The organism is Streptococcus sanguinis (assembly GCF_050223295.1).
Lineage (GTDB): Bacteria > Bacillota > Bacilli > Lactobacillales > Streptococcaceae > Streptococcus > Streptococcus sanguinis_X.
In genome coordinates this window covers 1,453,789-1,477,718 of the sequence record NZ_CP071424.1, presented here as the reverse complement: position 1 = coordinate 1,477,718, position 23,930 = coordinate 1,453,789, and the positions used below count along the sequence as shown (strand labels likewise).

The window sequence follows — 23,930 nt, the reverse complement described above, 5'->3', positions numbered from 1 at the left end:
GTTTGAGACTGGTTGAACCAATCTTTTCATGTTATAATATTCAGACAAGATTGAACGGAGAAAGTGTTTCACTCATCATGATTAGCTCAAAATACGACTGGCATTTTGCCACCAATTTTACAGACGAAAAATTTTTAAAAAAGGCCAAGAAAGCCGGATTGGAACCCGCCGCTGCCAGTCTTCTTTACCAAAGAGGTGTGCAGACTAAGGAGGCTTTACAGGAATTTTTGGAGCCTAGTTTAGACCAGCTTCACGACCCTTATGACCTGCATGATATGGAGCGAGCAGTGGAGCGCATTCGCGCAGCGATTGAGAATTACGAGCAGATTTTGATCTATGGCGATTATGATGCTGATGGGATGACCTCGGCATCTATTGTCAAGGAAGCCTTGGAGCAGCTGGGGGCTGAGTGTCAGGTTTATCTGCCCAATCGCTTTACGGATGGCTATGGGCCTAATAGCAGTGTTTACAAGTATTTTATTGAAAATCAGGGAATTTCGCTCATTATTACAGTAGATAATGGAGTGGCGGGCCTTGAAGCTATCGAGCTGGCCCAGTCTCTCGGCGTGGATGTCATCGTGACGGATCACCACTCCATGCCTGAGGAGTTGCCAAATGCCTATGCGATTGTTCATCCGGAACATAGCGGAGCGGATTACCCTTTCAAGCATCTAGCTGGTTGTGGGGTGGCTTTTAAGCTGGCAACAGCCTTGTTGGAAGAAGTCCAAGTCGAACTTTTGGACTTAGTGGCCATTGGTACCATTGCCGATATGGTCAGTCTGACGGGGGAAAATCGGATTTTGGTCAAATATGGCCTTTCTGTTCTCAAAAATACCCAGCGAATAGGTCTTCAGGAACTCTTCAAAATAGCTGGTATTCAGCCTGATGAACTGGATGAAGAAACGGTTGGCTTCCAGCTTGCTCCTCGACTCAATGCACTGGGACGGCTGGATGATCCAAATCCAGCGGTTGAGCTTTTAACAGGCTTTGATGACGAAGAAGCTCGTGATATTGCTCTCATGATTAACCAGAAAAATGACGAGCGCAAGGAAATCGTCCAGCAGATTTATGAAGAAGCACAAACCATGCTGGACCCTAAGAGACCAGTGCAGGTACTGGCTAAGGAAGGCTGGAATCCTGGAGTGCTAGGGATTGTCGCTGGGCGCTTGCTGGAAGAGCTGCACCAGCCAGTCATAGTGCTTAATATCGAGGATGGCATCGCTAAGGGTAGCGCCCGCAGTATTGAAGCGGTTAATATTTTTGAGGCCTTGGACAGTCACCGTGACCTCTTTGTAGCCTTTGGTGGGCACGCTGGAGCGGCTGGAATGACTCTTGAAGCAGACAAACTAGCAGAGCTATCTGATATCCTGACAGCCTACATCTTAGACAATGATTTGGATTTGACTGGCAAAACAGCCCTGTATTTAGATGAGGAGCTACACCTGCCAGAACTGACCTTGGATACACTCAAAAGCTTTGAAAAACTGGCGCCTTTTGGTATGGACAATAAGAAGCCGCTTTTTTACCTCAAGGATTTTAAAGTGGACAATGCTCGGACTATGGGGGCTGGCAATAGCCATCTCAAGCTAAAAATTTCCCAGCAAGATGCATCTTTTGAAGTAGTAGCTTTTGGGCATGGAAACCTGGCGACAGAGTTTGCCCAGACCAAGAATCTGGAGCTGGCTGTCAGCCTCTCTGTCAATAAATGGAATGGGCAGACCAGTCTCCAGCTCATGCTGGTAGATGCCCGTGTGGACGGTGTTCAGCTTTTCAATATCCGCAGCAAAAATGCGATGCTGCCTGACAAGGTTCCAGTCTTGCGTTTCACAGAGGAATTGCCAGATTTGACAAATAGCAGAGCAGTTGTAGTTTATGACTTGCCTGATGATTTGCAGGTCTTGAAGAAGATTCTTCAATCACAGGATTTCGAAGCGATTTACTTTAAGAATGAGATTGCCAAGCCTTATTATCTGACTGGTTATGGCAACCGTGAGCAGTTTGCCAAACTCTACAAGACAATCTATCAGTTCCCCGAGTTTGATGTTCGCTATAAGCTAAAGGATCTGGCAGCTTATCTGAAAATTGATCCTATTCTCTTGATCAAAATGATTCAGATTTTTGAAGAACTTGGCTTTGTCAGCATCACCGAAGGAGTCATGACGGTCAATAAGGAAGCTGAAAAGAAAGAAATTGACAGCAGTCACATTTACCAAGACCTCAAGCGCCTAGTCAAAGAGCAAGAACTCATGGCACTGGGCACTGTGCAGGAGATTTATGATTATTTGATGGAGAGATGAGATGGTATAAGACTGAGCCAAAGTCTTGCAAAGGAGAACTTTTTAGATGAATGAAATTATCCTGAGTTTTAAACCAGAATTTTTTAAAGCTTTGCTAACAGGAAAAAAGCATTTTGAATATCGTTCAAGGATTCCTGAAAAAGAAACGGTAGCTTATTTATATCTTTCCTCACCCGCTAAGATGATTGTCGGAAAAATGATTTTAGGTCAGCGTAATAACATCCAAGACTTTTTAGAAAATTCAGATTTAGAAAATAGCAGTCGTCCATATTTGGAAAAACATTTGCAAGAAGGCGCTAAGTATTTTTCTCCAATTTACTCCCTATCTCTTCTTGACTCGCCTATATCATTAAAACAAGCTAAAGAATTATCGCCGAAATTTAAGGCTCCTCAGGGGTATAGCTATGTGACAAATTATAAAGAATTGCATAATTTTCTTGAAAAATCTGTATTTTCAACATTTGAGATTAATCCATCTAATGATTTGAACTTATTAGGCTTATTTACGAAGGATATTGTAAAAAAATATGAACAAGAAATAGTAACGCCACTTTATTTAGAGCAGCACATCTGATTTTGACTTGCCTAGAAAAAACGATTATAAAGAATAACCAACTCAATCCCGTCCTCAATATGATGGTCTATAATAGCTCAGACATGATTTTTCAGATTAAATAATAGATACCAATAAAAAGTAAGTTTTTCTGTTACCATTTGGATGAAAAAGTGATATAATAGAGAGTAAAAAATTTTTTTGAAAGAAAGTATATCATGAATTTAAAAGACTACATTGCAACAATCGAAAATTATCCAAAGGAAGGCGTGACATTCCGTGATATCAGCCCATTGATGGCAGACGGAAATGCTTATAGCTACGCTGTTCGTGAGATTGTGCAATATGCGACAGATAAGAAGATTGACATGATCGTTGGACCGGAAGCTCGAGGCTTTATCGTGGGCTGTCCAGTTGCCTTTGAGTTAGGAATCGGCTTTGCTCCAGTCCGCAAGCCTGGCAAACTTCCTCGTGAGGTTATCTCAGCTGACTATGAAAAAGAGTACGGTGTAGATACTTTGACCATGCATGCCGATGCTATCAAGCCAGGTCAGCGCGTTCTAATCGTAGATGACCTTCTTGCGACTGGTGGGACAGTGAAGGCAACAATTGAGATGATTGAGCGCCTTGGTGGCGTAGTGGCTGGCTGTGCCTTCCTTATTGAGCTGGATGAGCTCAAGGGTCGCGAAGCTATCGGTGAATACGACTACAAGGTTCTGATGCACTATTAATACATAGTTTCTAGCTATATCTAGTTAGAGAAAAAGTATAATTGAAAACTATATCTCCTTTCAGTATAATGAAAGTACATTGGATAAACAAAGAATAGGCTGGAAAAGTATTTCCAAGCCTTTCTAACGATTGAAGGAGATATTTTCATGCCAATTAAGATTGATAAGAAACTGCCAGCTGTTGACATTTTAAGTTCTGAGAATATCTTTGTCATGGATGACGATAGGGCGGACCATCAGGATATCCGCCCTCTGAATATTCTGGTACTCAATCTCATGCCCCAGAAAATGGTGACAGAAACTCAGATACTGCGCCACTTGGCTAATACTCCGCTGCAGCTGACTATTGACTTCCTCTACATGAGCTCTCACCAGTCTAAAACGACACGTGCAGAGCATATGGAGACTTTCTATAAGACTTTTGATGAGGTTAAAAATCGCTATTTTGATGGCTTGATTATCACTGGTGCACCGGTAGAACATCTGCCATTTGAAGCAGTGGACTACTGGGAAGAGTTCCAGCAGGTGATTGAATGGTCCAAGACCCATGTCTTTTCTACTCTGCATATCTGTTGGGGAGCTCAGGCTGGACTTTACGCTCGCTACGGCGTGGACAAACACCAGATGACACGCAAATTATCGGGTGTTTATAGCCAGTCAGCTGACAGCAGCAATCTGCTTTTCCGTGGCTTTGACGATGAGTTTTATGCGCCGCATTCCCGTCATACTGAAGTTCTGAAGGAAGATATTGTCAATCTGACCAATCTGGAAATTCTTTCGTATGGAGAGGATACTGGCCTCTCTGTGCTGGCTAGCCGGGACTTGCGAGAGGTATATAGTTTCGGTCATATGGAGTACGACCGTGATACTCTATCCAAGGAGTATTTCCGCGACTTGAAGGCAGGGAAGAATCCACACATTCCAGAGAATTATTTCAAAAACGATGATGTCCATGCGACACCGGCCTTGTGCTGGAGTTCGGCTGCTGCACTCTTTTTCAGCAATTGGGTCAATTACGCTGTCTATCAGGAGACACCTTTCGACTGGGAGAGTCCTGAAAATGATGTATCGTTTTTTGCTTATCTATAAGAGGTGACATGACTTATTTATCAGCTTTTAAATCGGGCAATCTAGTAATCCCGAGTGCCCTTCTTTTACATTTTAAGGACATCTTTGATTCCAGCGATGATTTTTTGGTCTGGCAGTTTTTCTATCTTCAAAATACGACTTCTCTGGAAGAGCTGGCGCCTAGTCAGATTGCGGAGCATATTGGCAAGACTCTGTCAGAAGTTAATCGCTCTATGTCCCATCTGACGGAGAAAGGTCTCTTGCAGTATAAGACCATTGAGCTGAATGGAGAGACAGAGGTTATCTTTGATGCTTCACCGGCTTTGGAAAAGCTGGATGAACTGCTGGCAGCCAAAAGCAGTTCGCAGACTGTGGCAAAGGCACCTCAGAATGTTTTGAAAGACTTGGTGGAGACCTTCCAGCAGGAGCTGGGGCGTCTCTTGACACCCTTTGAAATTGAGGACTTGACCAAGACTGTCCAAGACGACAAAACCAATCCTGACTTGGTCAAGGCTGCCCTTCGTGAGGCTGTGTTTAATGGCAAGGCCAACTGGAAGTATATTCAGGCTATCTTGCGCAATTGGCGTAAAGAAGGCATCACTACGCTTGCTCAGGTAGAAGCCAAACGGGAAGAACGTGAAGCAGCTAATCCTCAAAATGTGACAGTTTCAGATGATTTCCTCAATGCCATGAATTTATGGAAGGACTGACTTTATTTGATTTACAGTGGCCTGTTAGATATGACAGGCCCTTGGTTTTATAAAAAAGGAGAAAAGTATGACGTATCAATTGCCAAAAGTCTGGTCAGCTGCGGACAGCGACCAAGGCAAATTTTCAGGTATCAATCAGCCTACTGCTGGCGCGCGCTTTGAGCAGAAGCTTCCTGTCGGTAAAGAACCTTTTCAGCTGTATTCGCTTGGGACTCCAAATGGGGTCAAGGTGACGATTATGCTAGAGGAACTACTGGCAGCAGGTGTGACAAAGGCTGCCTATGACCTCTATAAGATTAGCATCATGGAGGGAGACCAGTTTGGCTCAGATTTTGTGAAAATCAATCCCAACTCCAAGATTCCGGCCTTGTTGGACCAGTCAGGTCATAAGCCGATTCCTGTCTTTGAATCAGCAAATATCCTGCTCTATCTGGCAGAGAAGTTTGGAAAGCTGATTCCGTCAGATTTGGCCGGTCGGACTGAGGTGCTCAACTGGCTCTTCTGGCAGACAGGCGCGGCGCCCTTCTTGGGCGGTGGTTTCGGTCATTTCTTTAACTATGCTCCAGAAAAGCTAGAATATCCTATCAACCGCTTTACCATGGAAGCCAAGAGACAGCTGGATTTATTAGACAAAGAATTGGCTAAGAAAGCTTATATCGCTGGAGAAGACTACAGTATTGCTGATATTGCTATCTGGTCTTGGTATGGTCAGTTGGTGCAGGATAGGCTCTATCCAGGCGCAGCTGAGTTCTTGGATGCTGCATCCTACAAACATCTATCTGCTTGGGCGGAGAAGATTGCAGCTCGTCCGGCAGTCCAGCGCGGTTTAGCTGCTGAGTATCAGGAAATCAAATAAATAATTGTCGGGTAGGAACAAACACCCCATCATCAAGTGGCGAGACAAAATCAGTTTATCAACAAGCTGATTTTTCCTCCGCTGCTTTTTTTATGCCCTTAAAAATGATATACTGAATAGAAGAATGTTTAGAAAAGAGTAAGCGATGCAAAAAAAGACTATTTCCCAACGCTTGGAGCGAGTAGCTGCTTTTGTGCCGGATGGGGCTAAGTTGCTGGATGTTGGGAGCGATCACGCCTATCTGCCTATTTACCTGGTTCAGCAAGGACGGATTGAGAAGGCTCTGGCCGGAGAAGTGGTAGAAGGGCCTTTTCAGTCTGCCCAGAAAAATGTGTCAGAGCATAGGCTGACGGAGCAGATTGAGGTTCGCTTGGCTAATGGTCTGGCGGCTTTTGAAGCGGAAGATCAGATTGATACCATCGTTATTGCTGGCATGGGCGGTCGCTTGATTTCAGAGATTTTGGAGAATGGCAGAGCTAAGCTTGGGTCTATTTCCCGCTTGATTTTGCAGCCTAATAACCGCGAGGATGAGCTCCGCAGCTGGCTGCTATCTAATGGCTTTCGCTTGCTGGCTGAGGATATCTTAGAAGAGGCAGGTAAGTTTTACGAAATCCTAGTAGCAGAAGCTGGCCAGCAAACTTTGACAGAGCAAGAAGAACGTTTTGGACCTTTTCTGATGAAGCAACAGTCACCTGCTTTTCAGCTAAGATGGCAGAAAGAACTGAAGAAACTTGAAGGAGCTCTAGCCCATATCCCAGAAAAGAATGAGCTGGAACGCTCTGCTATGTCACAAAAAATCGAAAGTATCAAGGAGGTGCTCCATGTTAGCAAGTAAAATCATCGCCCGTTATGAAGCCTACTGCCCACAAGAACTGTCCATGGAGGGCGACATTTCAGGACTGCAAATCGGGACCTTGGATAAGGAAGTGGACAAGGTTCTAGTGGCATTGGATATTCGTGAGCAAACGGTGGCGGAGGCTATTGAGGCAGGTGCTGGACTGATTATCGTTAAACATGCGCCTATTTTTCGCCCGCTTAAGGACCTAGTTGCGGATAAGGCGCAAAATCAGATGATTTTAGACCTCATCAAGCATGATATTGCTGTCTATGTCAGCCATACCAATATTGATGTCGTGGAGGACGGGCTTAATGACTGGTTCTGCCAGCTTCTTGAGATTGAGGAGACAAGTTTTCTCAGTCAGACGGGGCCAGATCACGGTATTGGTCGCGTGGGGAAGATTGCTCCTCAGACCTTTGGGGATTTTACGGCTAAGGTCAAGGAAACTTTTGGACTAGATAGTTTGCGTCTGGTCGCTTATGAAGAAGCAGATCTCGAACGCGTGATTGAGCGTGTGGCTATTTGTGGTGGCAGCGGTCAGTCCTTTTATCCGGAGGCCATTGCCAAGGGAGCGCAGGTCTACATTACAGGTGATATCTACTATCACACTGCTCAGGAAATGCTGACAGAAGGGCTTTTGGCGCTGGATCCTGGACACCATATCGAGGTTCTTTTTACGGAAAAATTAAAAGAAAAGCTTGATACTTGGAAGGCAGAAGAGGGATGGGAGATTGAGATTCTGGCTAGTCAGGCTTGGACCAATCCTTTCCGACATATTTGAGAGGATGCGACATGAAAAGAGTAGCAGTAATTGGTGCTGGAATTGTCGGATCAACAGCCGCTTACTATCTGTCCAAATCCCCAGATGTGGAAGTGACTGTCTTTGATGACGGCAAGGGGCAGGCAACCAAGGCAGCCGCTGGCATTATCAGTCCTTGGTTTTCCAAGCGTCGCAACAAGGCTTGGTATAGGATGGCGCGTCTGGGCGCTGATTTTTATCAGGACTTGATTGCGGAACTGAAAGCGGCTGGTATTCAGACAGACTTTTACCAACAAACAGGTGTTTATCTGCTGAAAAAGGATGAGAGCAAGCTGCAGGAGCTTTATGATTTGGCTGCTAATCGTCGGGAAGAGTCGCCCTTAATAGGGGACTTGAGTCTTCTCAGCCGTCAGGAAGCTCAGGAGAAATTTCCAAACTTGCAAGGCTTTGAGCAGCTTCTCTATGCTTCCGGTGGTGCTCGTGTAGAGGGAGCGCTCTTGACGGAGACGCTTCTGAAAGCCAGCAAGGCAGAATTGGTTGAGAAAAAGGTAAGATTGACAGTAGAAGGAGAGCAACTTCTTGTGGACGGATGCAGCTTTGACTGTGTCATCTTAGCTGTAGGGGCTTGGCTGGGAGAAATCTTGCAGCCACTGGGCTATGAGACAGATGTTCGACCGCAAAAGGGACAGCTGCGTGATTTTAAGCTGGCTGAGCAGACAGATGACTACCCTGTTGTGATGCCTGAGGGCGAGCTGGATATCATTCCCTTTCTGGCAGGCAAGGTCAGCGTCGGGGCCAGCCATGAAAATAATCAGGGATTTGATTTGACGGTCGATAAGATAGTGCTGGATCAATTGCATCAAGAAGCGGAAATTTACTTGCCAAGGCTGTCTAAAGCAGAGATTCTAGGCGAACGCGTGGGAACACGAGCTTATACCAGCGACTTTGCTCCTTTCTTTGGGTCTGTTCCAGACTTGCCGTGTGTCTACGCTGCCAGCGGATTAGGCTCTTCTGGTCTGACAACTGGCCCGCTTATCGGACGCCAATTGGCCCAGATGGCTTTGGGAGAAGCGGGTCTGCTGAATCCAGCTGACTATCCTATCGAGCGGTATGTGAAGAAGGTTTGATATGACAGAACATATTTTGAATTGGGTCAATGTTTGTGTGAAAAAAGATGATGAAATTCTACTGCTTAATCGCCAGCATGATAACTTTAAAGGGTGGATACAACCAGGCGGGAAGGTGGAGTTTCCAGAATCTTTTTTCGAAGCTGCAAGGCGCGAGTTAAAAGAAGAAACGGGGCTGACTGCTCTAAACTTGGAATTGAAGGGGATTTCAGGCTTCACTAATCCGAGTAAAAAAGAACGGTATGTGTATTACGATTTTCTTTGTACTGCCTTTGAGGGGCAAGTGAGGGGAAACGATCATGAAGGGGAGCCCAAATGGTGGAAGATTTCGGAACTTGGCCAAATAGATATGCAGGACGACATACGTGAACGTTTGCCTCTCTACTGGCGGAAAGGCTCTTTCGAGCGGATTCATTACTGGAATGAGGAAAAACACTGTATAGGGGAAACCAAGACGATTTTGTATGATTGATTTCAGAGGATAAGGAGAAGTTATGGACTGGTTACGATCGCAGCCTGTAGTTATGCAGGCATTCTTGGCTGGGCTTTTTACATGGGGATGTACCATTGTGGGCTCGGCTGTTGTATTTTTCTTTAAAAAGGTCAGTCGCAAGTTGCTGGATATTATGATGGGCTTTGCGGCAGGCGTCATGATTGCGGCTTCCTTTTGGTCGCTTCTGGCGCCGTCGATTGAGTATGCCCAAAGTTCTTATGGCAAGCTGTCCTGGCTGCCGGCAGCGATTGGTTTTTTAGTGGGAGGTTTTTTCCTGCGGCTGATTGATGCAGTGGTACCTCACTTGCACTTGAGCAAAGACATTTCGGAGGCAGAGAGTGTTCCTGAGCATAGCCGAAAGAAGCTGTCCAAGACGGCTCTGCTATTTTTAGCCATTACTATTCACAATTTTCCAGAAGGTTTGGCAGTCGGAGTAGCCTTTGGTGCCTTAGCCGCCAATCCTAGTCCGGAAGCCTTTGTCGGCGCGATTGGCCTAGCTTTAGGAATTGACCTGCAAAACGTCCCAGAAGGATCGGCTCTGTCCATTCCGATTCGGACGGACGGCAAATCTCGTCTTAAAGCCTTTTACTGGGGCTCCATGTCCGCTATTGTAGAACCAATCGGTGCTGTTCTGGGGGCAGTTGCTGTGATGGCCATGACGGCTATTCTGCCCTATGCCCTTTCCTTTGCAGCAGGAGCTATGATTTTCGTGGTGGTAGAGGAGCTGATACCGGATTCGCAGACCAATGGCAATACTGATGTGGCGACTTTAGGTCTCATGGTGGGCTTTGTTCTCATGATGGTCTTAGATGTGGCTTTGGGTTGATATCGACTTGGAATCAAAGAGCGGAAGAAAGCGGAATTTCCGCTCTTTTTCTTTTATTTAAGGGTAGTGAAAAGGATGACATCCGCTTTCAAAAATGGTAGAATAAGGAGAATACATTAAGAGAGGAAACTCATATGAAAGGTATTATTCTTGCAGGTGGTTCTGGTACACGTTTGTACCCATTGACCCGCGCTGCGTCAAAACAGCTTATGCCGGTTTATGACAAACCCATGATTTATTATCCACTGTCAACTCTTATGCTGGCTGGTATCAAGGACATCTTGATTATCTCCACTCCGACGGATCTGCCTCGTTTTGAGGATCTGCTGGGAGATGGCTCTGAGTTTGGTATCAAGCTCTCTTATGCAGAGCAGCCAAGTCCGGACGGACTTGCACAAGCCTTTATCATTGGGGCTGATTTCATTGGAGATGACCGCGTGGCGCTGATTCTTGGGGATAATATTTACCATGGCCCAGGTTTGAGTAAAATGCTCCAAAATGCTGCGGCTAAGGAAAAAGGGGCAACAGTTTTTGGCTACCATGTTAAGGATCCAGAACGCTTTGGTGTAGTAGAATTTGATGAGAATATGAATGCTATTTCTATCGAAGAAAAACCAGAACAGCCGCGCTCTAACTATGCAGTGACAGGACTGTATTTCTATGATAACGATGTCGTCGAAATTGCCAAGAACATCAAGCCAAGTCCTCGCGGAGAACTGGAAATCACAGATGTCAACAAGGCATACTTGGATCGTGGTGATTTGTCTGTTGAGCTCATGGGACGTGGTTTTGCCTGGTTGGATACAGGAACTCACGAAAGTCTCTTAGAGGCAGCTCAATATATCGAAACAGTCCAGCGGATGCAGAATGTTCAGGTGGCAAATCTGGAAGAAATTGCCTATCGTATGGGCTATATCACTAAAGAGCAAGTGCACGAATTGGCGCAGCCGTTGAAAAAGAATGAATATGGCCACTATCTCTTGCGTTTGATTGGAGAAGAATAAGAAGATGACGGAACAATTTTTTGATAAGGAATTAGCAGTGCGTGAGGTTCCTGGAATTCCTGGAATGCTGGAGTTTGATATCCCTGTTCGTGGGGACAACCGAGGCTGGTTTAAGGAGAATTTCCAAAAGGAAAAAATGCTGCCGCTAGGCTTTCCTGAAAGCTTTTTTGCAGAAGGAAAACTGCAAAATAATGTCAGCTTTTCTCGTAAAAATGTCCTGCGTGGTCTTCATGCTGAGCCCTGGGACAAGTATATCTCTGTTGCAGATGACGGCAAGGTGCTGGGATCTTGGGTCGACCTACGTGAGGGTGAGACTTTTGGCAATACCTACCAGACAGTAATTGATGCCAGCAAGGGAATTTTTGTGCCACGTGGCGTTGCCAACGGCTTCCAAGTCCTTTCTGACACGGTTTCCTATAGCTATCTGGTGAATGACTACTGGGCTCTGGAACTCAAACCTAAGTATGCCTTTGTCAACTATGCAGACCCAGCTCTAGGCATCCAATGGGAAAACCTAGAAGCAGCAGAAGTTTCAGAAGCAGACAAGAACCATCCGCTACTTAAGGATGTCAAACCTTTAAGAAAAGAAGACTTATAAGAAGAGTGAATAGAACAAGTGTTTGAATATATTATCTATTTCTTGCTGATTATATTCTATTTTCTTATTTCTCTAGGACCATTAGGATTCATTCTGATGATGGTTCTCCTCTTTTTGTTTATTTTCTTAGCCCTTTATATAATTTCAAAATTACTATTTTTTACGAAACAAATAATTCCTTATTTTGTTTTATTATGGAGAAAAAATAAATCAATGACTGAATACAAAAAAATTATCGTGACAGGCGGAGCTGGTTTTATCGGTTCTAACTTTGTCCACTATGTTTACAATAACTTTCCAAATGTCCATGTGACAGTTCTGGACAAGCTGACTTACGCGGGTAATCGTGCCAATATTGAAGAAATTTTAGGTGACCGCGTTGAGCTAGTTGTTGGGGATATTGCTGATGCAGCCTTGGTAGATAAGCTGGCTTCTGAAGCAGATGCTATCGTTCACTATGCGGCAGAAAGCCACAATGATAACTCGCTCAATGACCCGAGTCCATTTATCCACACCAACTTCATCGGAACTTACACACTCTTGGAAGCAGCTCGTAAGTACGACATTCGTTTCCACCATGTGTCAACTGACGAAGTCTATGGGGACCTGCCTCTGCGTGAAGATTTACCAGGTCATGGAGAAGGGCCAGGAGAGAAATTTACCGCTGAAACCAAGTACAATCCAAGCTCGCCTTACTCATCAACTAAAGCAGCTTCAGACTTGATTGTCAAAGCTTGGGTTCGTTCATTTGGCGTCAAAGCGACGATTTCTAACTGTTCAAACAACTATGGTCCTTACCAGCACATCGAGAAGTTCATTCCGCGCCAGATTACTAATATCCTGAGCGGTATCAAGCCAAAACTCTATGGTGAAGGCAAGAATGTTCGTGACTGGATTCATACCAATGACCATTCATCAGGTGTTTGGACGATTTTGACCAAGGGACAAATCGGCGAAACTTACTTGATTGGTGCTGATGGCGAGAAGAACAACAAGGAAGTTCTGGAGCTGATTCTCAAGGAAATGGGACAGCCAGCTGATGCTTATGACCATGTGACAGACCGTGCCGGCCATGACCTTCGCTATGCTATTGATGCCAGCAAGCTCCGCGATGAGCTAGGATGGAAGCCAGAGTTTACCAACTTTGAAGCAGGTCTCAAAGAGACAATCAAGTGGTACACGGACAACCAAGATTGGTGGAAATCTGAAAAAGAAGCAGTCGAAGCCAACTATGCTAAGACTCAGGAAGTGATTAAATAAGAATAGGCTATCTATGATGAGCCTTGTAAAACTAGCGCTATGTGATTGAGAGGCTGGGATTATCTGTCCCAGCCTTTTCTCACAGGATTGTTAGCTTTTTAATATGTTTGTTACAGAAAATTATGCAAAAATAGTGTAAAATAAGATAAATCCTTTCTGTGTTTTTGGCTAAAGGGATTTTCTCAAATTAAAGGAATACAAACATGAAAATGGTAAAAAGAGTAGTGGGAATTGCTTTGGTGCTGTTGCTTGCAGCGGTGCTATTTCTGGTTCCTGCATCTGTTAATCAAAGTGAACAATTAAAGAATGTTCAAGGCAGTGCTTCCTGGATGAGTATTATTGAGCCGGCTTTGAGTAATGCCAATGTAACGGCTCAGGGAGTCAGCACGGAGGTTTCTCTCAATAGCGTCCAGCTTAATCAGGTGCTCAAATCTTCTCTGACTGACTCTGAGAATCAGGAGCTGCTGAACAGTGTTTACAGCATTGAAGGCAATAAGTTGCGCATCCAGTATCCGGTTAAGTTGCTCTTCATTGACAGTAAGCTGGACCTAGAGGTGGATGTGACGGTGAGGGATAATGTCTTGCACATCACAATTGATAGTGCCAAGCTAGGCTCTCTTCCTATCCCTAAATCTTGGGTGACAGGCATGCTGAAGCAACAAATGCAGGCCTCTAATTCATCTATCACAACGGAGGGAGATAGTTTCCTTCTAGCTCTGCCGCAGAGTCAATTCAGCATTAACAAGATCAGCTTCCAGAACGGTGCTGCTAAAATCCAGTTCAGCATGGGTTATGGAATCTAAAAAAGAAAACTTCATTTGAGGAAGAAGTCTTCCGAATCAAATGGAGTTTTTATACTATTATTTGAGCAATAGCATTGTGAGGGAGAAAAGATGCCTATTCCTAATATCCAGCAAGAGGAGCTGATTGTTATTGATGACAATCTGCGTTTGCGGGCCTATGATGGCCAGTTTGAGTTGGCCTTAGACTGGTACCAAGATCCAGATATGATTTATATGATTGATGGCAGAAGAGACCCCTATCCGCCGGAGCGAGTTCAAAGAATGTATGAATATCTTGCTAGGCAAGGTGAAGTGTATTTTATTGAAGTATGGGAGCCGGAGTGTTGGCTGGCCATTGGGGATGTGACCTTTTGGCAAGATGATTTGTCTATTATCATTGGAAATGTGGACTACCGTAGGAAAGGAGTTGGCAAGAAAGTTCTTTCTGCTTTGATGCAGCGCGCACGCAATCTAGACTATCAGAAACTAACAGTTCAAGAAATTTATGATTTCAATCAGCCCTCTCGCAGTCTATTTGAGTCGCTTGGTTTCTATCCAACTCATGCTAGGGAGAGATGTAGGTCCTATACACTTGATTTGACCTTGCCCATAGCGCAGATCCAGCCCAGTCAGTTTTACCTTTCACGGGAAAAGCTGGACAGGATTTGTATTGATTTTGACCAACAAGAACTTGAAGCTTTACCTGTCAAGCACATGGATGGCAAAATTTTCTTTACTGATGGACATAGCAGAGCCTTTAAGGCATATCAGGCTGGTCTCTCTCATATTCCCATCTATTATGATAGGGACGAGCTTAACTGGGACTTTTATCAATACTGTGTTCAGGCTTGTCAAGAAAGAGGTATCTTCTCGATAGCTGATTTACAGAACCGCATCTTGTCAAAGGAAGACTATCAGACCAAATGGCTTGATTGGTGTAAGAGAGAAGCTGGAAAATTTGATAAAAGCTGATATCGCGAAGCTCTTGTGTTATAATAGATAAAGGAAATCAATATATTAAATCAGAGGTGAGATGATGCTTTATGAATTTTGTGCAGAAAATGTAACCTTGTTAAAAAAGGCTATGAAGGCTGGAGCCCAGCGGATTGAGCTCTGTGATAATCTGGCTGTCGGAGGCACGACGCCCAGCTATGGCGTGATTCAAGCAGCAGTTGACTTAGCCAAGCCTTACGGTGCGACTGTGATGACCATGATTCGGCCCCGAGGCGGTGATTTTGTTTACTCGGAACTTGAAATTGAGATTATGCTGGCAGATATCCAAAAAGCCAAGGAAGTCGGCAGTCAGGGAGTGGTTTTTGGTGTCTTGACGGAGAAGAACGAAATAGATGTTTCGAAGATGCAGCGGCTGCTGGAGGCATGCAAGGGACTGGAAGTAGTCTTCCACATGGCTTTTGATGCGATACCGGCTGAATACCAGTTTGGCGAAATGGATTGGCTGATTGAGAACGGTGTCCAGCGAATTTTGACCCACGGAGGATCTGCTAATGAGCCGATTGAGGAGCATTTTGCTTGGCTGGACGAATTAATCGAGCATGCCGCTGATCGGATTGATATCATGCCGGGCGGTGGCATTCATCTGGGCAATCGTCAGCAAATTATAGACAGTCTGGCAGTTGACCAGCTGCATGGGACTAAAATTGTATTTTAAGGAGGAGAAGGGCTCTAGCGGCTCCTAATAAAATGTTGGAACTATTTGAAAAATACAAGTCTAATCCAAATAAGCTTCAGACTTACGGTTTTAAGGAGTCTGATGGAGTTTACCATTTCTCGCAGAAGATTATGAAGGGTGACTTTCGCTTGGAAGTAACTATCAGAGATGGGGAGTTGGACTATCAGGTCTTTGACTGCGATACTGATGATGTTTATCTGCAGGTCAAGATGGAGCAGGTGACGGGGGAGTTTGTCGGTCAGGTCCGTGAAGCTTGTCAGGCAGTACTGCTGGCTATCCGTCAGCACTGTTTTGACGAGGTTGGCTTTCTCTATGAGCAGAGTAAGCGACTGCGGGATCATGCGGCTGAGGTTTATCAGGGGCAAATAGAGTACCTCTGGGAGAAGTCGTCCAGAAAGAGCTCGACCAAGGCTGGAGTTTTCCGCCACCAGGACAGTAAAAAATGGTATGGGGCTTTTCTGACCACAGACTGGTCTAAGTTTGAAGCAGAGCGAAGCGGCGCTATTGAGGTGCTAAATGTTAAGAATGATCATGTAGCAGAACTGATTCAGAAAAAGGGGATTTATCCAGCCTTTCACATGAATAAGAAATATTGGCTCAGTCTGCCCTTGGATGATAGCCTGAGCGATCAGGAAATCTTTGATTTACTGGCTGTAAGTTACCAGCTGACCAGTAAAAAATAGAATCGAAGCACAGCGCTCCAATCCGCTGTGTTTCATTTTTCCTCAAAAAACAGTATAATAAAAAGACTAGTAAGAATAGGAGAAATTATGAACCTCATTAGAAAATTAGCCTGGTTTTTTAAGTTGGAAAAGCGGCGCTATATCATCGGTATCTTGGCCTTGTCCTTGGTCAGTGTCTTCAATCTGATACCGCCCAAAGTCATCGGTCAGGTTATTGACCGAATTGCTAGCAAACACCTGACTTCTCAAGAGCTGCTCTTTAATTTGCTGTTGCTGATTGCTTCAGCTTTTATCATGTATGGCCTGCGTTATGTCTGGCGCCTTTATATCTTAGGGACGTCCAATAATCTGGGACGGATTCTGCGCTCTCGATTGTTCGAGCACTTTACTCACATGTCTCCCTCTTTTTATCAGAAATACCGTACAGGGGACTTGATGGCTCATGCGACCAACGATATCAATGCAATTGTCAGTCTGGCTGGGGGTGGAGTCATGTCAGCTGTGGATGCTTCTATTACAGCCCTGGTGACCCTGCTAACTATGTTTTTCGTTTTGGACTGGCGGCTAACCTTGATTGCCATTGTGCCCATGCCCTTCTTGTCGTGGGGTACGGGCTTGATTGGCCGAAAAAATCATGAAAGTTTTAAGGCTGCTCAAGAGGCATTTTCGGATTTGAACAATAAGGTTCAGGAGAGTGTTTCAGGGATTCGAGTGACCAAGTCCTTTGGATATCAGGAGGCGGAGACTCAGTCTTTTGCCAAGACAAATCAAGAAGTCTACGAAAAAAACGTTTTGGCTGCCAAGTACGATTCTCTTTTTGACCCCTTGGTTTTGCTTTTTATCGGTCTTTCTTATGTTTTGACCTTGATTTTCGGTGGGATTTTTATCTCCCAAGGGCAGTTTACCATAGGAGAGTTGGTTACCTTTATCACTTATCTGGATATGCTGGTTTGGCCGCTGCAGGCTACAGGCTATCTTTTTAACATCGGCCAGCGAGGGGCTGTTTCTTATGAGCGAATTGAGAAACTGCTGGCTCAGGAGTCAGATGTCAAGGAAGCTGAACAACCTCTCTCTCATGCGGAAAATGGCCGATTGGATTATGATATTCAGAAGTTTTCTTATGCAGAGGAGACTAGTTTATCGGATATTCATTTTTCCATTGAGCAGGGGCAGACACTGGGAATTGTCGGTCAGACGGGCTCAGGGAAGACCACTCTTTTGCGCTTGCTACTGCGGGAGCAAGATATTCAGGAGGGGGCTATCTATCTGAATGGCCATGATATCCGAGAGTACCGCCTCAAAGACTTGCGCCGTCTTATCGGCTATGTACCACAGGAACAGATGCTCTTTGCTCTGTCCATTCGGGACAATATCCGCTTTGCTAATCCCCAGCTGACAGATAGCCAGGTTCTAGCTGCCGCTAAACTATGCGGTGTGTATGAGGATATTCAGGCTATGCCAGAGGGGCTGGATACGGTTGTCGGTGAGCGGGGTTTGTCTCTGTCTGGTGGACAGAAGCAGCGCTTGGCGATGAGTCGGGCTATTATTACCAATCCTGAAATCCTGATTTTGGATGATTCCCTGTCGGCTGTTGATGCCAAGACAGAGCATCTGATTTTAGAAAATCTAAAGTCAGAGCGTGCTGGCAAGACTACCATCATCACAGCTCATCGGCTGTCAGCCTTGGTGCATGCAGACCTGATTTTGGTTATGGAAGAGGGGCGGATCAAGGAACGGGGCACTCACCAAGAGCTACTGGAGCAAAAGGGCTGGTACGCCCAAACTTATCACAATCAGCAGCTGGCAGAAAGCTTGAAGGAGGAAGATTAATATGAAAAAGAAACCAACTTTTCATCGCCTCCTAGGCTATATGTGGCGCTACAGGATAGTGAGCAGCATGGCTTTGATCTTCATCCTGCTGACGACTCTGGTCACAACAGCATTGCCGCTTTTGGCCCGCTATTTTATTGATCAATTTATCGGCCGTAACCAAGCTTGGGCTGGTCTGCCTTTGCTGGCTCTTTACTATGGCCTTTTCCTCTTGCGGGTACTTTTTACCTTCTTGGGAAAGTATTTCTTTGCTCGTGTGGCTCAAAGCGTGGTTCGGGACTTGCGACAGGAAAGCTTTGCCAATATCCAGCGTCTGCAAATGGCTTATTTTGATAAAACGCCAGCTGGTGCTATCGTTTCCCGCCTGACTAATGATACTCAGGCAGTAGCAGATATGTTCAGTGAGATTTTTTCTAATTTTTTGAGTTCCTTGCTGATTTTAGTTGTTACTCTGAGCGCTATGTTTGCCCTCAACTGGCAATTGACCCTGATGATTGCTCTCTTTCTGCCTTTGATGGCAGCCTCTATCTTGCTCTATCAGCATTTATCCAATCGTCAGCTGAAGCAGGTCCGGAATAAGCTCAGCGATTTAAATGTCAAGCTATCTGAGAGTATTGAAGGGATGCGGATTATCCAAGCTTTTGGGCAAGAGAAGCGTTTGCTGCGGGAATTTGAAGAAATCAACGGTCAGCATTTAGGCTTTACCAATCGCTATCTCAATATCAATAGTCTCTTTCTGAGACCGGCCATGTCTCTGCTAAAAATTTTGGCTTATGGAGTGATTCTGACTTACTTTGGCTTGACTTGGCAAGTGGCGGGTATTACGGCAGGTATTATGTATGCCTTTATCCAGTATGTCAATCAGCTTTTTAATCCTTTGATTGATGTCATGCAGAATTACTCTGTTCTGCAGACATCTATGGTTGCTGCGGAGCGGGTTTTTGAAATCATAGACCGCACTGACTACGAGCCTGAGCAGGCTAACCAAGACTTGCAAATCCAAGATGGCAGCATCGAATTCAAGCATGTTTCCTTTTCTTATGATGGAAAGCGAGATGTTTTACAGGATATCTCCTTTTCAGTCAAAAAAGGGCAGACGATTGCCTTTGTGGGTTCGACTGGCTCTGGCAAGTCCTCCATTATCAATCTCTTTCTGCGTTTTTATGAATTTGAGCGGGGGCAGATTTTGGTTGATGGACGCGATATTAAAGACTATAGTCAGGCGGAGCTGCGGCGAAAGATTGGCCTTGTTTTGCAGGAGCCTTTCCTTTATCACGGTACCGTTGCTTCCAATATCCAGCTTTACCAAGAGCAGCTGACGCGAGAAGAAATTATAGAAGCGGCTAAGTTTGTAGACGCTCATGGCTTTATCAGTCAGCTGCCTCAAGGCTATGATTCCCCTGTGACTGAGCGGGGAGCGACGTTTTCCAGCGGTCAACGGCAGCTTCTAGCCTTTGCCAGAACCATCGCCACCAAACCTAAAATCTTGATTTTGGATGAGGCGACAGCCAATATTGATTCGGAGACAGAGGAGCTGATTCAAGCCTCACTGAGAAAAATGCGGCAGGGTAGGACAACCATTGCCATAGCCCACCGATTATCTACCATTCAGGATGCCGACTGCATCTATGTCTTAGATAAGGGCCGCATTATCGAATCCGGCAGCCACGAAGAATTGCTAGCACGGGATGGCACCTATAAGAAAATGTACCAACTACAGGCTGGGATGATGGAGTCTTGAAAAGCTTGATTATAAATGAAAGGTGTAGAATTCATTTGGAATTCTACACCTATTTTAAATAGTCTTTTAATTTCTCTAGATTTTCTTCTAAGTTATCATAAGGCAGCTTGGCGTACTGGTAAGGACAGCTAGCAAGGTAGCTCTGTTCAAAGAAGTCAAGCGGTAGGCTACTATGTTTGAGAGCACTGACGGAAGGAAGTGACCTCAAGTCTAACAAAATGCCGTCCTTGGTCAGATAGCTGGATAGCGGCAGCTGAGCTAGCTCCAGTAGTATCTGCGCCTTTCTTGCTTCCTCTTCTTGTAGCTGCAGCAGCGCCAGCCTATTTTTTTCAAACATGAGACTGTCGATGTAGAGCGATAGGGCCTTCTGCATGATGAGGTTGCTGTCATAGTCCACGGCACTTTTATAAGCGATAAAGGTCTTTTGAATCTGGGGCGGAAGGAGCAGGGCGGTGATTCTTAGGGCTGGGAAAAGGCTGGTAGAAAAAGATTTGATGTAGATGACCCGCTGGCTATTGTCTAGATAGTGAAAGGTCAGCTCCCGCCGGCTATCAAAGTCTGATAGGTAGTCATCTTCTACGATATAGACATCATAGAGCTGGGCTAGCTGAAGAATCTCTTCCTTGTCCTGCCGACTGTAGGAGTGGCCCAAGGGATAGTGAAAGCGTGGAATAGTGTAGAAAAATTTAATCTTTCCGCTTTGAAAAATCCTCTCAAGTTCTTGCAGATTAATCCCCTGCGGAGTCCTTTCAATGGTTTCATAAGGAAGTTTTTGCGCTAGCAGAAGATCATTAATCCGATGGTAGGTCGGCTGCTCTACCAAGATATGCTCTTTTTGATTGGGGAATTCAATTTGTGAGAGGATATAGAGGGCCTGTTGGGTGCCGGAAGTCAGTACCAACCGATCCCTAGAAGCATAGACAGCAGAGTCCAACATCAGTTTTTGCACAGAGTGGCGCAAATCCTCCAGTCCTTCCTGTTGAGGGTAATAGTTGAAGAGATAATTTTCCCGGCCAATCAGAGTTTCATTTACACAGAGTCGGAAATCCTCATAGGCTTGGTGACGGTCATCCCTCACAGGCAGCTCCAAATCCTGCTTTTCTTCCTGGGCATTCTCCAGCACATAGTAGCCACTTTTGGGAACGGCATAGATGTACTTTTGATACTTGAGCTCAATCAGAGCCTTTTGCGCGGTATCCTTGCTACAGTGATAACGCTCAGCAAGCTTGCGGACAGAAGGAATTTTCTGACCAGTTGCCAGTTTTCCCTCTTTAATATCCTTAGTAATCTTATCAACGATGCGTTGGTATTTTGCCTTGGTCATAAAACTGTCCCCATACAGATTTGATTTTTTCATATTGTAACTCATTTTCAGATATTTTACAATAGAGAGCAAGTAGGAGGAGTCATGAAAACAAAAACAGTTATTCTGGCCACAGATATTTCTGGCTTAGGTAAGGTTGCTGCAACAGCTGCCCTGCCGCTCTTTGCAATTTGCCAGCTAGAGGTGGCCCTCTTGCCAACTATGATTTTATCGTCCCATACAGGCGGTTTTTCAGACATCTACATAGATGATTATACGAGCGGGATGCTTGCTTTTTTGAAACAATGGCAGAGCCTAGAGTTCGACTTTTCAGCTCTGGTAACAGGATATTTGAAGTCTGATATTCAGGTGGAAAATTTGCTGCGCTTTAAAAAGGAAAAAAACTTGCCCCTTATCGTGGATCCTATCATGGGGGACAAGGGGACTTTTTATCAGGGATTTTCAGATGCCCATCTAGACCATATGCGTCGCCTCTGCCAACATGCCGATTTGGTTCTGCCCAATTTGACGGAAGCCTGTTTGTTGTTAGAGGAACCCTACGAAGAGAGTTTATCAGAAGATAGATGGGAGGACTACTGCAAGCGTTTGGCTGAGTTAGGACCGAGCAAGGTCTTGCTAACTGGCTTGCCTATGAAAGAGAAACAGATTGGTGTGGCCTATTTTGATGTGGTAACAGAAGAGTTTAACCTCTTTTCCAGTCCAGCTCTGCCCCAGCAATTTTTTGGAACGGGTGATATACTGACGACACTTGTAGCTGCGGCTTTTGTTCAGGGGATTGACATCAATCAAGCCCTGCCTGTGATTTTGAAGTTTATTGAAAAGAGCTTGTCACTTAGCTTTAAAAAGCAAATAGATCCAAAGAAGGGCGTTGTTTACCAGCCCTATCTAGGAGAGCTTTTCGCTGATTTTCAAGCCTTAATGGAGGAAAAATATGAAGAAACAAACACTTGATTTGCAAACCTTAACCATGATTAGTTTATTTGCTGCTTTGATTTTTTTGAGCATTCAGTTTTTTAAAATTCCTGTGGGAGCTCAGTTTATTCACTTTGGGAATGCGCTGGTGGTAGTGGGTTGTCTGATTTTTGGCAGTAAACTCGGTTTTTTAGCGGCTGCTATTGGATTGGGAATATTTGACTTGCTAAATGGTTATGTAGCGGAAATCCCAGTTATCTTGCTAGAAGCTCTTGCGGTGGCCGCGGTGATTCATTTTCTGTATGAAGAACTTTTTCAGAGAAAGGATAAACTAAGAAATATTCTTGTGACAGCAGTAGCAGCTGCTTTGGTGAAAATTGTGCTCAATATCTTCAAGTACACTCTGACAGGAACACTGTTTGGCGGGAGTAGTTTACCAGCAGCCTTTTTACTGGCAGTAGCTGAGATTACTGGTACATTTGGCTCTAGTCTAGCCACAGTCATCGCCGTCCCAATCTTATATCCAATCTTTAAGCAAATCAGAAAAGCGCATAAGCAAAGAAGACCACTGAAAAGTAAGGATGAATCAATAATCAGCATAAACAAAGAAACCGTCTGAGAATTCTCAGACGGTTTTTGTGTTTTTTTCTATTACATAAAATAAACGATAGCAAGGTATTGCAGGGCAGAGGCCGCTAGAATGAAAAGGTGCCAAATCATGTGGAAGTAGGGCTTTTTTTGAGCATAGAAGCCAGCACCTACAGTATAGCAGAGGCCACCAGCCAGCATGAGCCCCCAGAAGACAGGTCCGGTTTGACCGATAATCTGCGGAATGATAAAGACCACCAGCCAGCCCATAATCAGATAGAGAGCTAAGCTGAATTTTTCATTGACCTTCTTAGCGAAAATCTTATAAAGAATACCAAAGATGGTCGTGCCCCACTGGATAGCAATGATGAGATAGCCAAACCAGTTATTCATCAGCGACAGCACGACAGGCGTGTAGCTACCAGCGATGGCGATGTAAATCATGGAGTGGTCAATAATGCGCAAGATATACTTGTGAGTAGAGCCATAGGACATAGAGTGATAGACTGTCGAGGAGAGGAACATGAGAAAGAGGCTGATGACAAAGATAGAAGTTCCGACAGCAGCCACCAACCCGTGCCCTTCATAGCTATAAATAGCTGAGATAGGCAGTAGAATCAGCATCAGAACAGCCCCTACCGCATGTGTAACAGCGTTGGCAATTTCCTCTCCAAAGGATAGTTTTTTACTGAGTTTAAGCGCGTAGTTCAAGGTTTTCTTCCTCCTCATTTGGTACTTGGATTAGGGACAAGGTTTTTTGATAGAGTTTGACCGTTTGGCAGGCTGTGGAAATGATGGGTGCCACCTCCAGCTTGCTACCGTTCATATAGTCAACGAAGTCATCATAGAGTTCTCGCGAATCTGCTTCTTTATGTAGCATATTTAAAGTAGCTGAAATTTCCTGGATAGAAAAGACCGTTTTTAAGGTTGTAATGGCAATCAAGCGTGCTACTTGGCGGCGTTGGTATTTTTTCTTGACCGGCTTGGCAATATAGCCGTGCTTGACATAGTTATTAATCATAGAAGCGGTCAATCCCTTGTCAGCAGCTGAAATGGAAGAGCCACAGACATTGTTTACATAGAGCAGAACTTGGTCCAAATATAGCTCCAGTTCTGGTAATTCGTCCCACTTGGGAAAAACTTGTTGAGCGTTCAAATCTTTATCACTTTCTTATCTAGTCTTTATAACTAGATGATAACATCTCTGTAAATCAAAGTCAAGCAAAAAATAGAATGTCCCATTGAAATTTGATATAATT

25 protein-coding genes are annotated in these 23,930 nt (G+C 44.7%); 22 read left to right on the top strand and 3 right to left on the bottom strand.

The window, feature by feature from the left end:
* The first annotated feature begins 77 nt into the window (after positions 1-77).
* The 20 genes from recJ to J1C77_RS07130 all read left to right on the top strand — a co-directional run bounded on the left by recJ (position 78) and on the right by J1C77_RS07130 (position 19,847).
* Complete coding sequence (recJ, locus tag J1C77_RS07225) at positions 78-2,297, top strand: single-stranded-DNA-specific exonuclease RecJ (protein WP_002920892.1); 2,220 nt, start codon at positions 78-80, stop codon at positions 2,295-2,297.
* A 46-nt stretch (positions 2,298-2,343) separates the two neighbouring features.
* The gene (locus J1C77_RS07220; protein ID WP_002920893.1) at positions 2,344-2,871 is read left to right on the top strand and encodes a hypothetical protein; all 528 of its coding nucleotides are present in this window, start codon (positions 2,344-2,346) and stop codon (positions 2,869-2,871) included.
* Positions 2,872-3,068: 197 nt separating this feature from the next.
* Entirely contained in the window at positions 3,069-3,581 is a 513-nt protein-coding gene (locus J1C77_RS07215) for an adenine phosphoribosyltransferase (protein ID WP_002917059.1), read from the top strand.
* A 147-nt stretch (positions 3,582-3,728) separates the two neighbouring features.
* Complete coding sequence (gene metA, locus J1C77_RS07210; protein ID WP_002920894.1) at positions 3,729-4,670, top strand: homoserine O-acetyltransferase MetA; 942 nt, start codon at positions 3,729-3,731, stop codon at positions 4,668-4,670.
* 8 nt (positions 4,671-4,678) lie between these two features.
* On the top strand, positions 4,679-5,359 hold the full coding sequence (locus tag J1C77_RS07205) for a DnaD domain-containing protein (RefSeq protein WP_002920895.1): 681 nt from the start codon (positions 4,679-4,681) through the stop codon (positions 5,357-5,359).
* A 67-nt stretch (positions 5,360-5,426) separates the two neighbouring features.
* Positions 5,427-6,215, top strand: coding sequence for a glutathione-dependent disulfide-bond oxidoreductase (gene yghU / locus J1C77_RS07200; protein ID WP_002920896.1), 789 nt, complete (start codon positions 5,427-5,429; stop codon positions 6,213-6,215).
* A 145-nt stretch (positions 6,216-6,360) separates the two neighbouring features.
* Entirely contained in the window at positions 6,361-7,050 is a 690-nt protein-coding gene (locus J1C77_RS07195) for a tRNA (adenine(22)-N(1))-methyltransferase (protein WP_002920897.1), read from the top strand.
* A complete protein-coding gene (locus J1C77_RS07190; RefSeq protein WP_002920898.1) occupies positions 7,037-7,834 on the top strand; it encodes a Nif3-like dinuclear metal center hexameric protein in 798 nt (265 codons plus the stop codon). The genes J1C77_RS07195 and J1C77_RS07190 overlap by 14 nt, the downstream gene beginning before the upstream one ends.
* A gap of 11 nt (positions 7,835-7,845) precedes the next feature.
* Complete coding sequence (locus J1C77_RS07185; protein WP_002920899.1) at positions 7,846-8,940, top strand: NAD(P)/FAD-dependent oxidoreductase; 1,095 nt, start codon at positions 7,846-7,848, stop codon at positions 8,938-8,940.
* Position 8,941: 1 nt separating this feature from the next.
* Positions 8,942-9,412, top strand: a complete 471-nt coding sequence (locus J1C77_RS07180; RefSeq protein ID WP_002920900.1) for an 8-oxo-dGTP diphosphatase — start codon at positions 8,942-8,944, stop codon at positions 9,410-9,412.
* Between the two features lie 22 nt (positions 9,413-9,434).
* A complete protein-coding gene (gene tmpA, locus J1C77_RS07175; protein WP_002920901.1) occupies positions 9,435-10,259 on the top strand; it encodes a ZIP family manganese transporter TmpA in 825 nt (274 codons plus the stop codon).
* A 134-nt stretch (positions 10,260-10,393) separates the two neighbouring features.
* Positions 10,394-11,263 carry a glucose-1-phosphate thymidylyltransferase RfbA gene (rfbA, locus tag J1C77_RS07170; protein WP_002897349.1) on the top strand — a complete coding sequence of 290 codons (870 nt, stop codon included), beginning with the start codon at positions 10,394-10,396 and terminating at the stop codon, positions 11,261-11,263.
* Between the two features lie 4 nt (positions 11,264-11,267).
* A complete protein-coding gene (locus J1C77_RS07165; RefSeq protein WP_042762819.1) occupies positions 11,268-11,861 on the top strand; it encodes a dTDP-4-dehydrorhamnose 3,5-epimerase family protein in 594 nt (197 codons plus the stop codon).
* 213 nt (positions 11,862-12,074) lie between these two features.
* Entirely contained in the window at positions 12,075-13,121 is a 1,047-nt protein-coding gene (gene rfbB, locus J1C77_RS07160) for a dTDP-glucose 4,6-dehydratase (RefSeq protein ID WP_042762820.1), read from the top strand.
* Between the two features lie 203 nt (positions 13,122-13,324).
* Positions 13,325-13,924, top strand: a complete 600-nt coding sequence (locus J1C77_RS07155) for a hypothetical protein (RefSeq protein ID WP_002920904.1) — start codon at positions 13,325-13,327, stop codon at positions 13,922-13,924.
* 90 nt (positions 13,925-14,014) lie between these two features.
* Entirely contained in the window at positions 14,015-14,875 is an 861-nt protein-coding gene (locus J1C77_RS07150) for a GNAT family N-acetyltransferase (protein WP_002920905.1), read from the top strand.
* Between the two features lie 64 nt (positions 14,876-14,939).
* Positions 14,940-15,572, top strand: a complete 633-nt coding sequence (locus J1C77_RS07145) for a copper homeostasis protein CutC (RefSeq protein ID WP_042762823.1) — start codon at positions 14,940-14,942, stop codon at positions 15,570-15,572.
* 32 nt (positions 15,573-15,604) lie between these two features.
* Positions 15,605-16,276, top strand: coding sequence for an MmcQ/YjbR family DNA-binding protein (locus J1C77_RS07140; protein WP_002920907.1), 672 nt, complete (start codon positions 15,605-15,607; stop codon positions 16,274-16,276).
* Positions 16,277-16,363: 87 nt separating this feature from the next.
* Positions 16,364-18,106, top strand: a complete 1,743-nt coding sequence (locus J1C77_RS07135) for an ABC transporter ATP-binding protein (protein WP_002920908.1) — start codon at positions 16,364-16,366, stop codon at positions 18,104-18,106.
* 1 nt (position 18,107) lies between these two features.
* Entirely contained in the window at positions 18,108-19,847 is a 1,740-nt protein-coding gene (locus tag J1C77_RS07130; RefSeq protein WP_002920909.1) for an ABC transporter ATP-binding protein, read from the top strand.
* Between the two features lie 49 nt (positions 19,848-19,896).
* On the opposite strand, the gene J1C77_RS07125 is transcribed toward J1C77_RS07130, so the two are convergent.
* A complete protein-coding gene (locus J1C77_RS07125) occupies positions 19,897-21,216 on the bottom strand; it encodes a PLP-dependent aminotransferase family protein (protein WP_002920910.1) in 1,320 nt (439 codons plus the stop codon).
* A gap of 39 nt (positions 21,217-21,255) precedes the next feature.
* Here J1C77_RS07125 and J1C77_RS07120 point away from each other — a divergent pair, with 39 nt between their 5' ends.
* Both J1C77_RS07120 and J1C77_RS07115 read left to right on the top strand, forming a co-directional pair.
* Positions 21,256-22,122 carry a pyridoxamine kinase gene (locus J1C77_RS07120; RefSeq protein WP_002920911.1) on the top strand — a complete coding sequence of 289 codons (867 nt, stop codon included), beginning with the start codon at positions 21,256-21,258 and terminating at the stop codon, positions 22,120-22,122.
* Positions 22,103-22,702: an ECF transporter S component gene (locus J1C77_RS07115; protein WP_002920912.1), complete on the top strand. Its 600-nt coding sequence runs from the start codon at positions 22,103-22,105 to the stop codon at positions 22,700-22,702. Before J1C77_RS07120 ends, J1C77_RS07115 begins: the two co-directional genes overlap by 20 nt.
* Before the next feature lie 32 nt (positions 22,703-22,734).
* Here the strand turns inward: J1C77_RS07115 and trhA are convergent, their stop codons facing one another.
* Positions 22,735-23,382, bottom strand: coding sequence for a PAQR family membrane homeostasis protein TrhA (gene trhA / locus J1C77_RS07110; RefSeq protein WP_002900134.1), 648 nt, complete (start codon positions 23,380-23,382; stop codon positions 22,735-22,737).
* Entirely contained in the window at positions 23,366-23,827 is a 462-nt protein-coding gene (locus J1C77_RS07105) for a DUF1836 domain-containing protein (RefSeq protein ID WP_002920914.1), read from the bottom strand. The genes trhA and J1C77_RS07105 overlap by 17 nt, the downstream gene beginning before the upstream one ends.
* Positions 23,828-23,930: the final 103 nt, after the last annotated feature.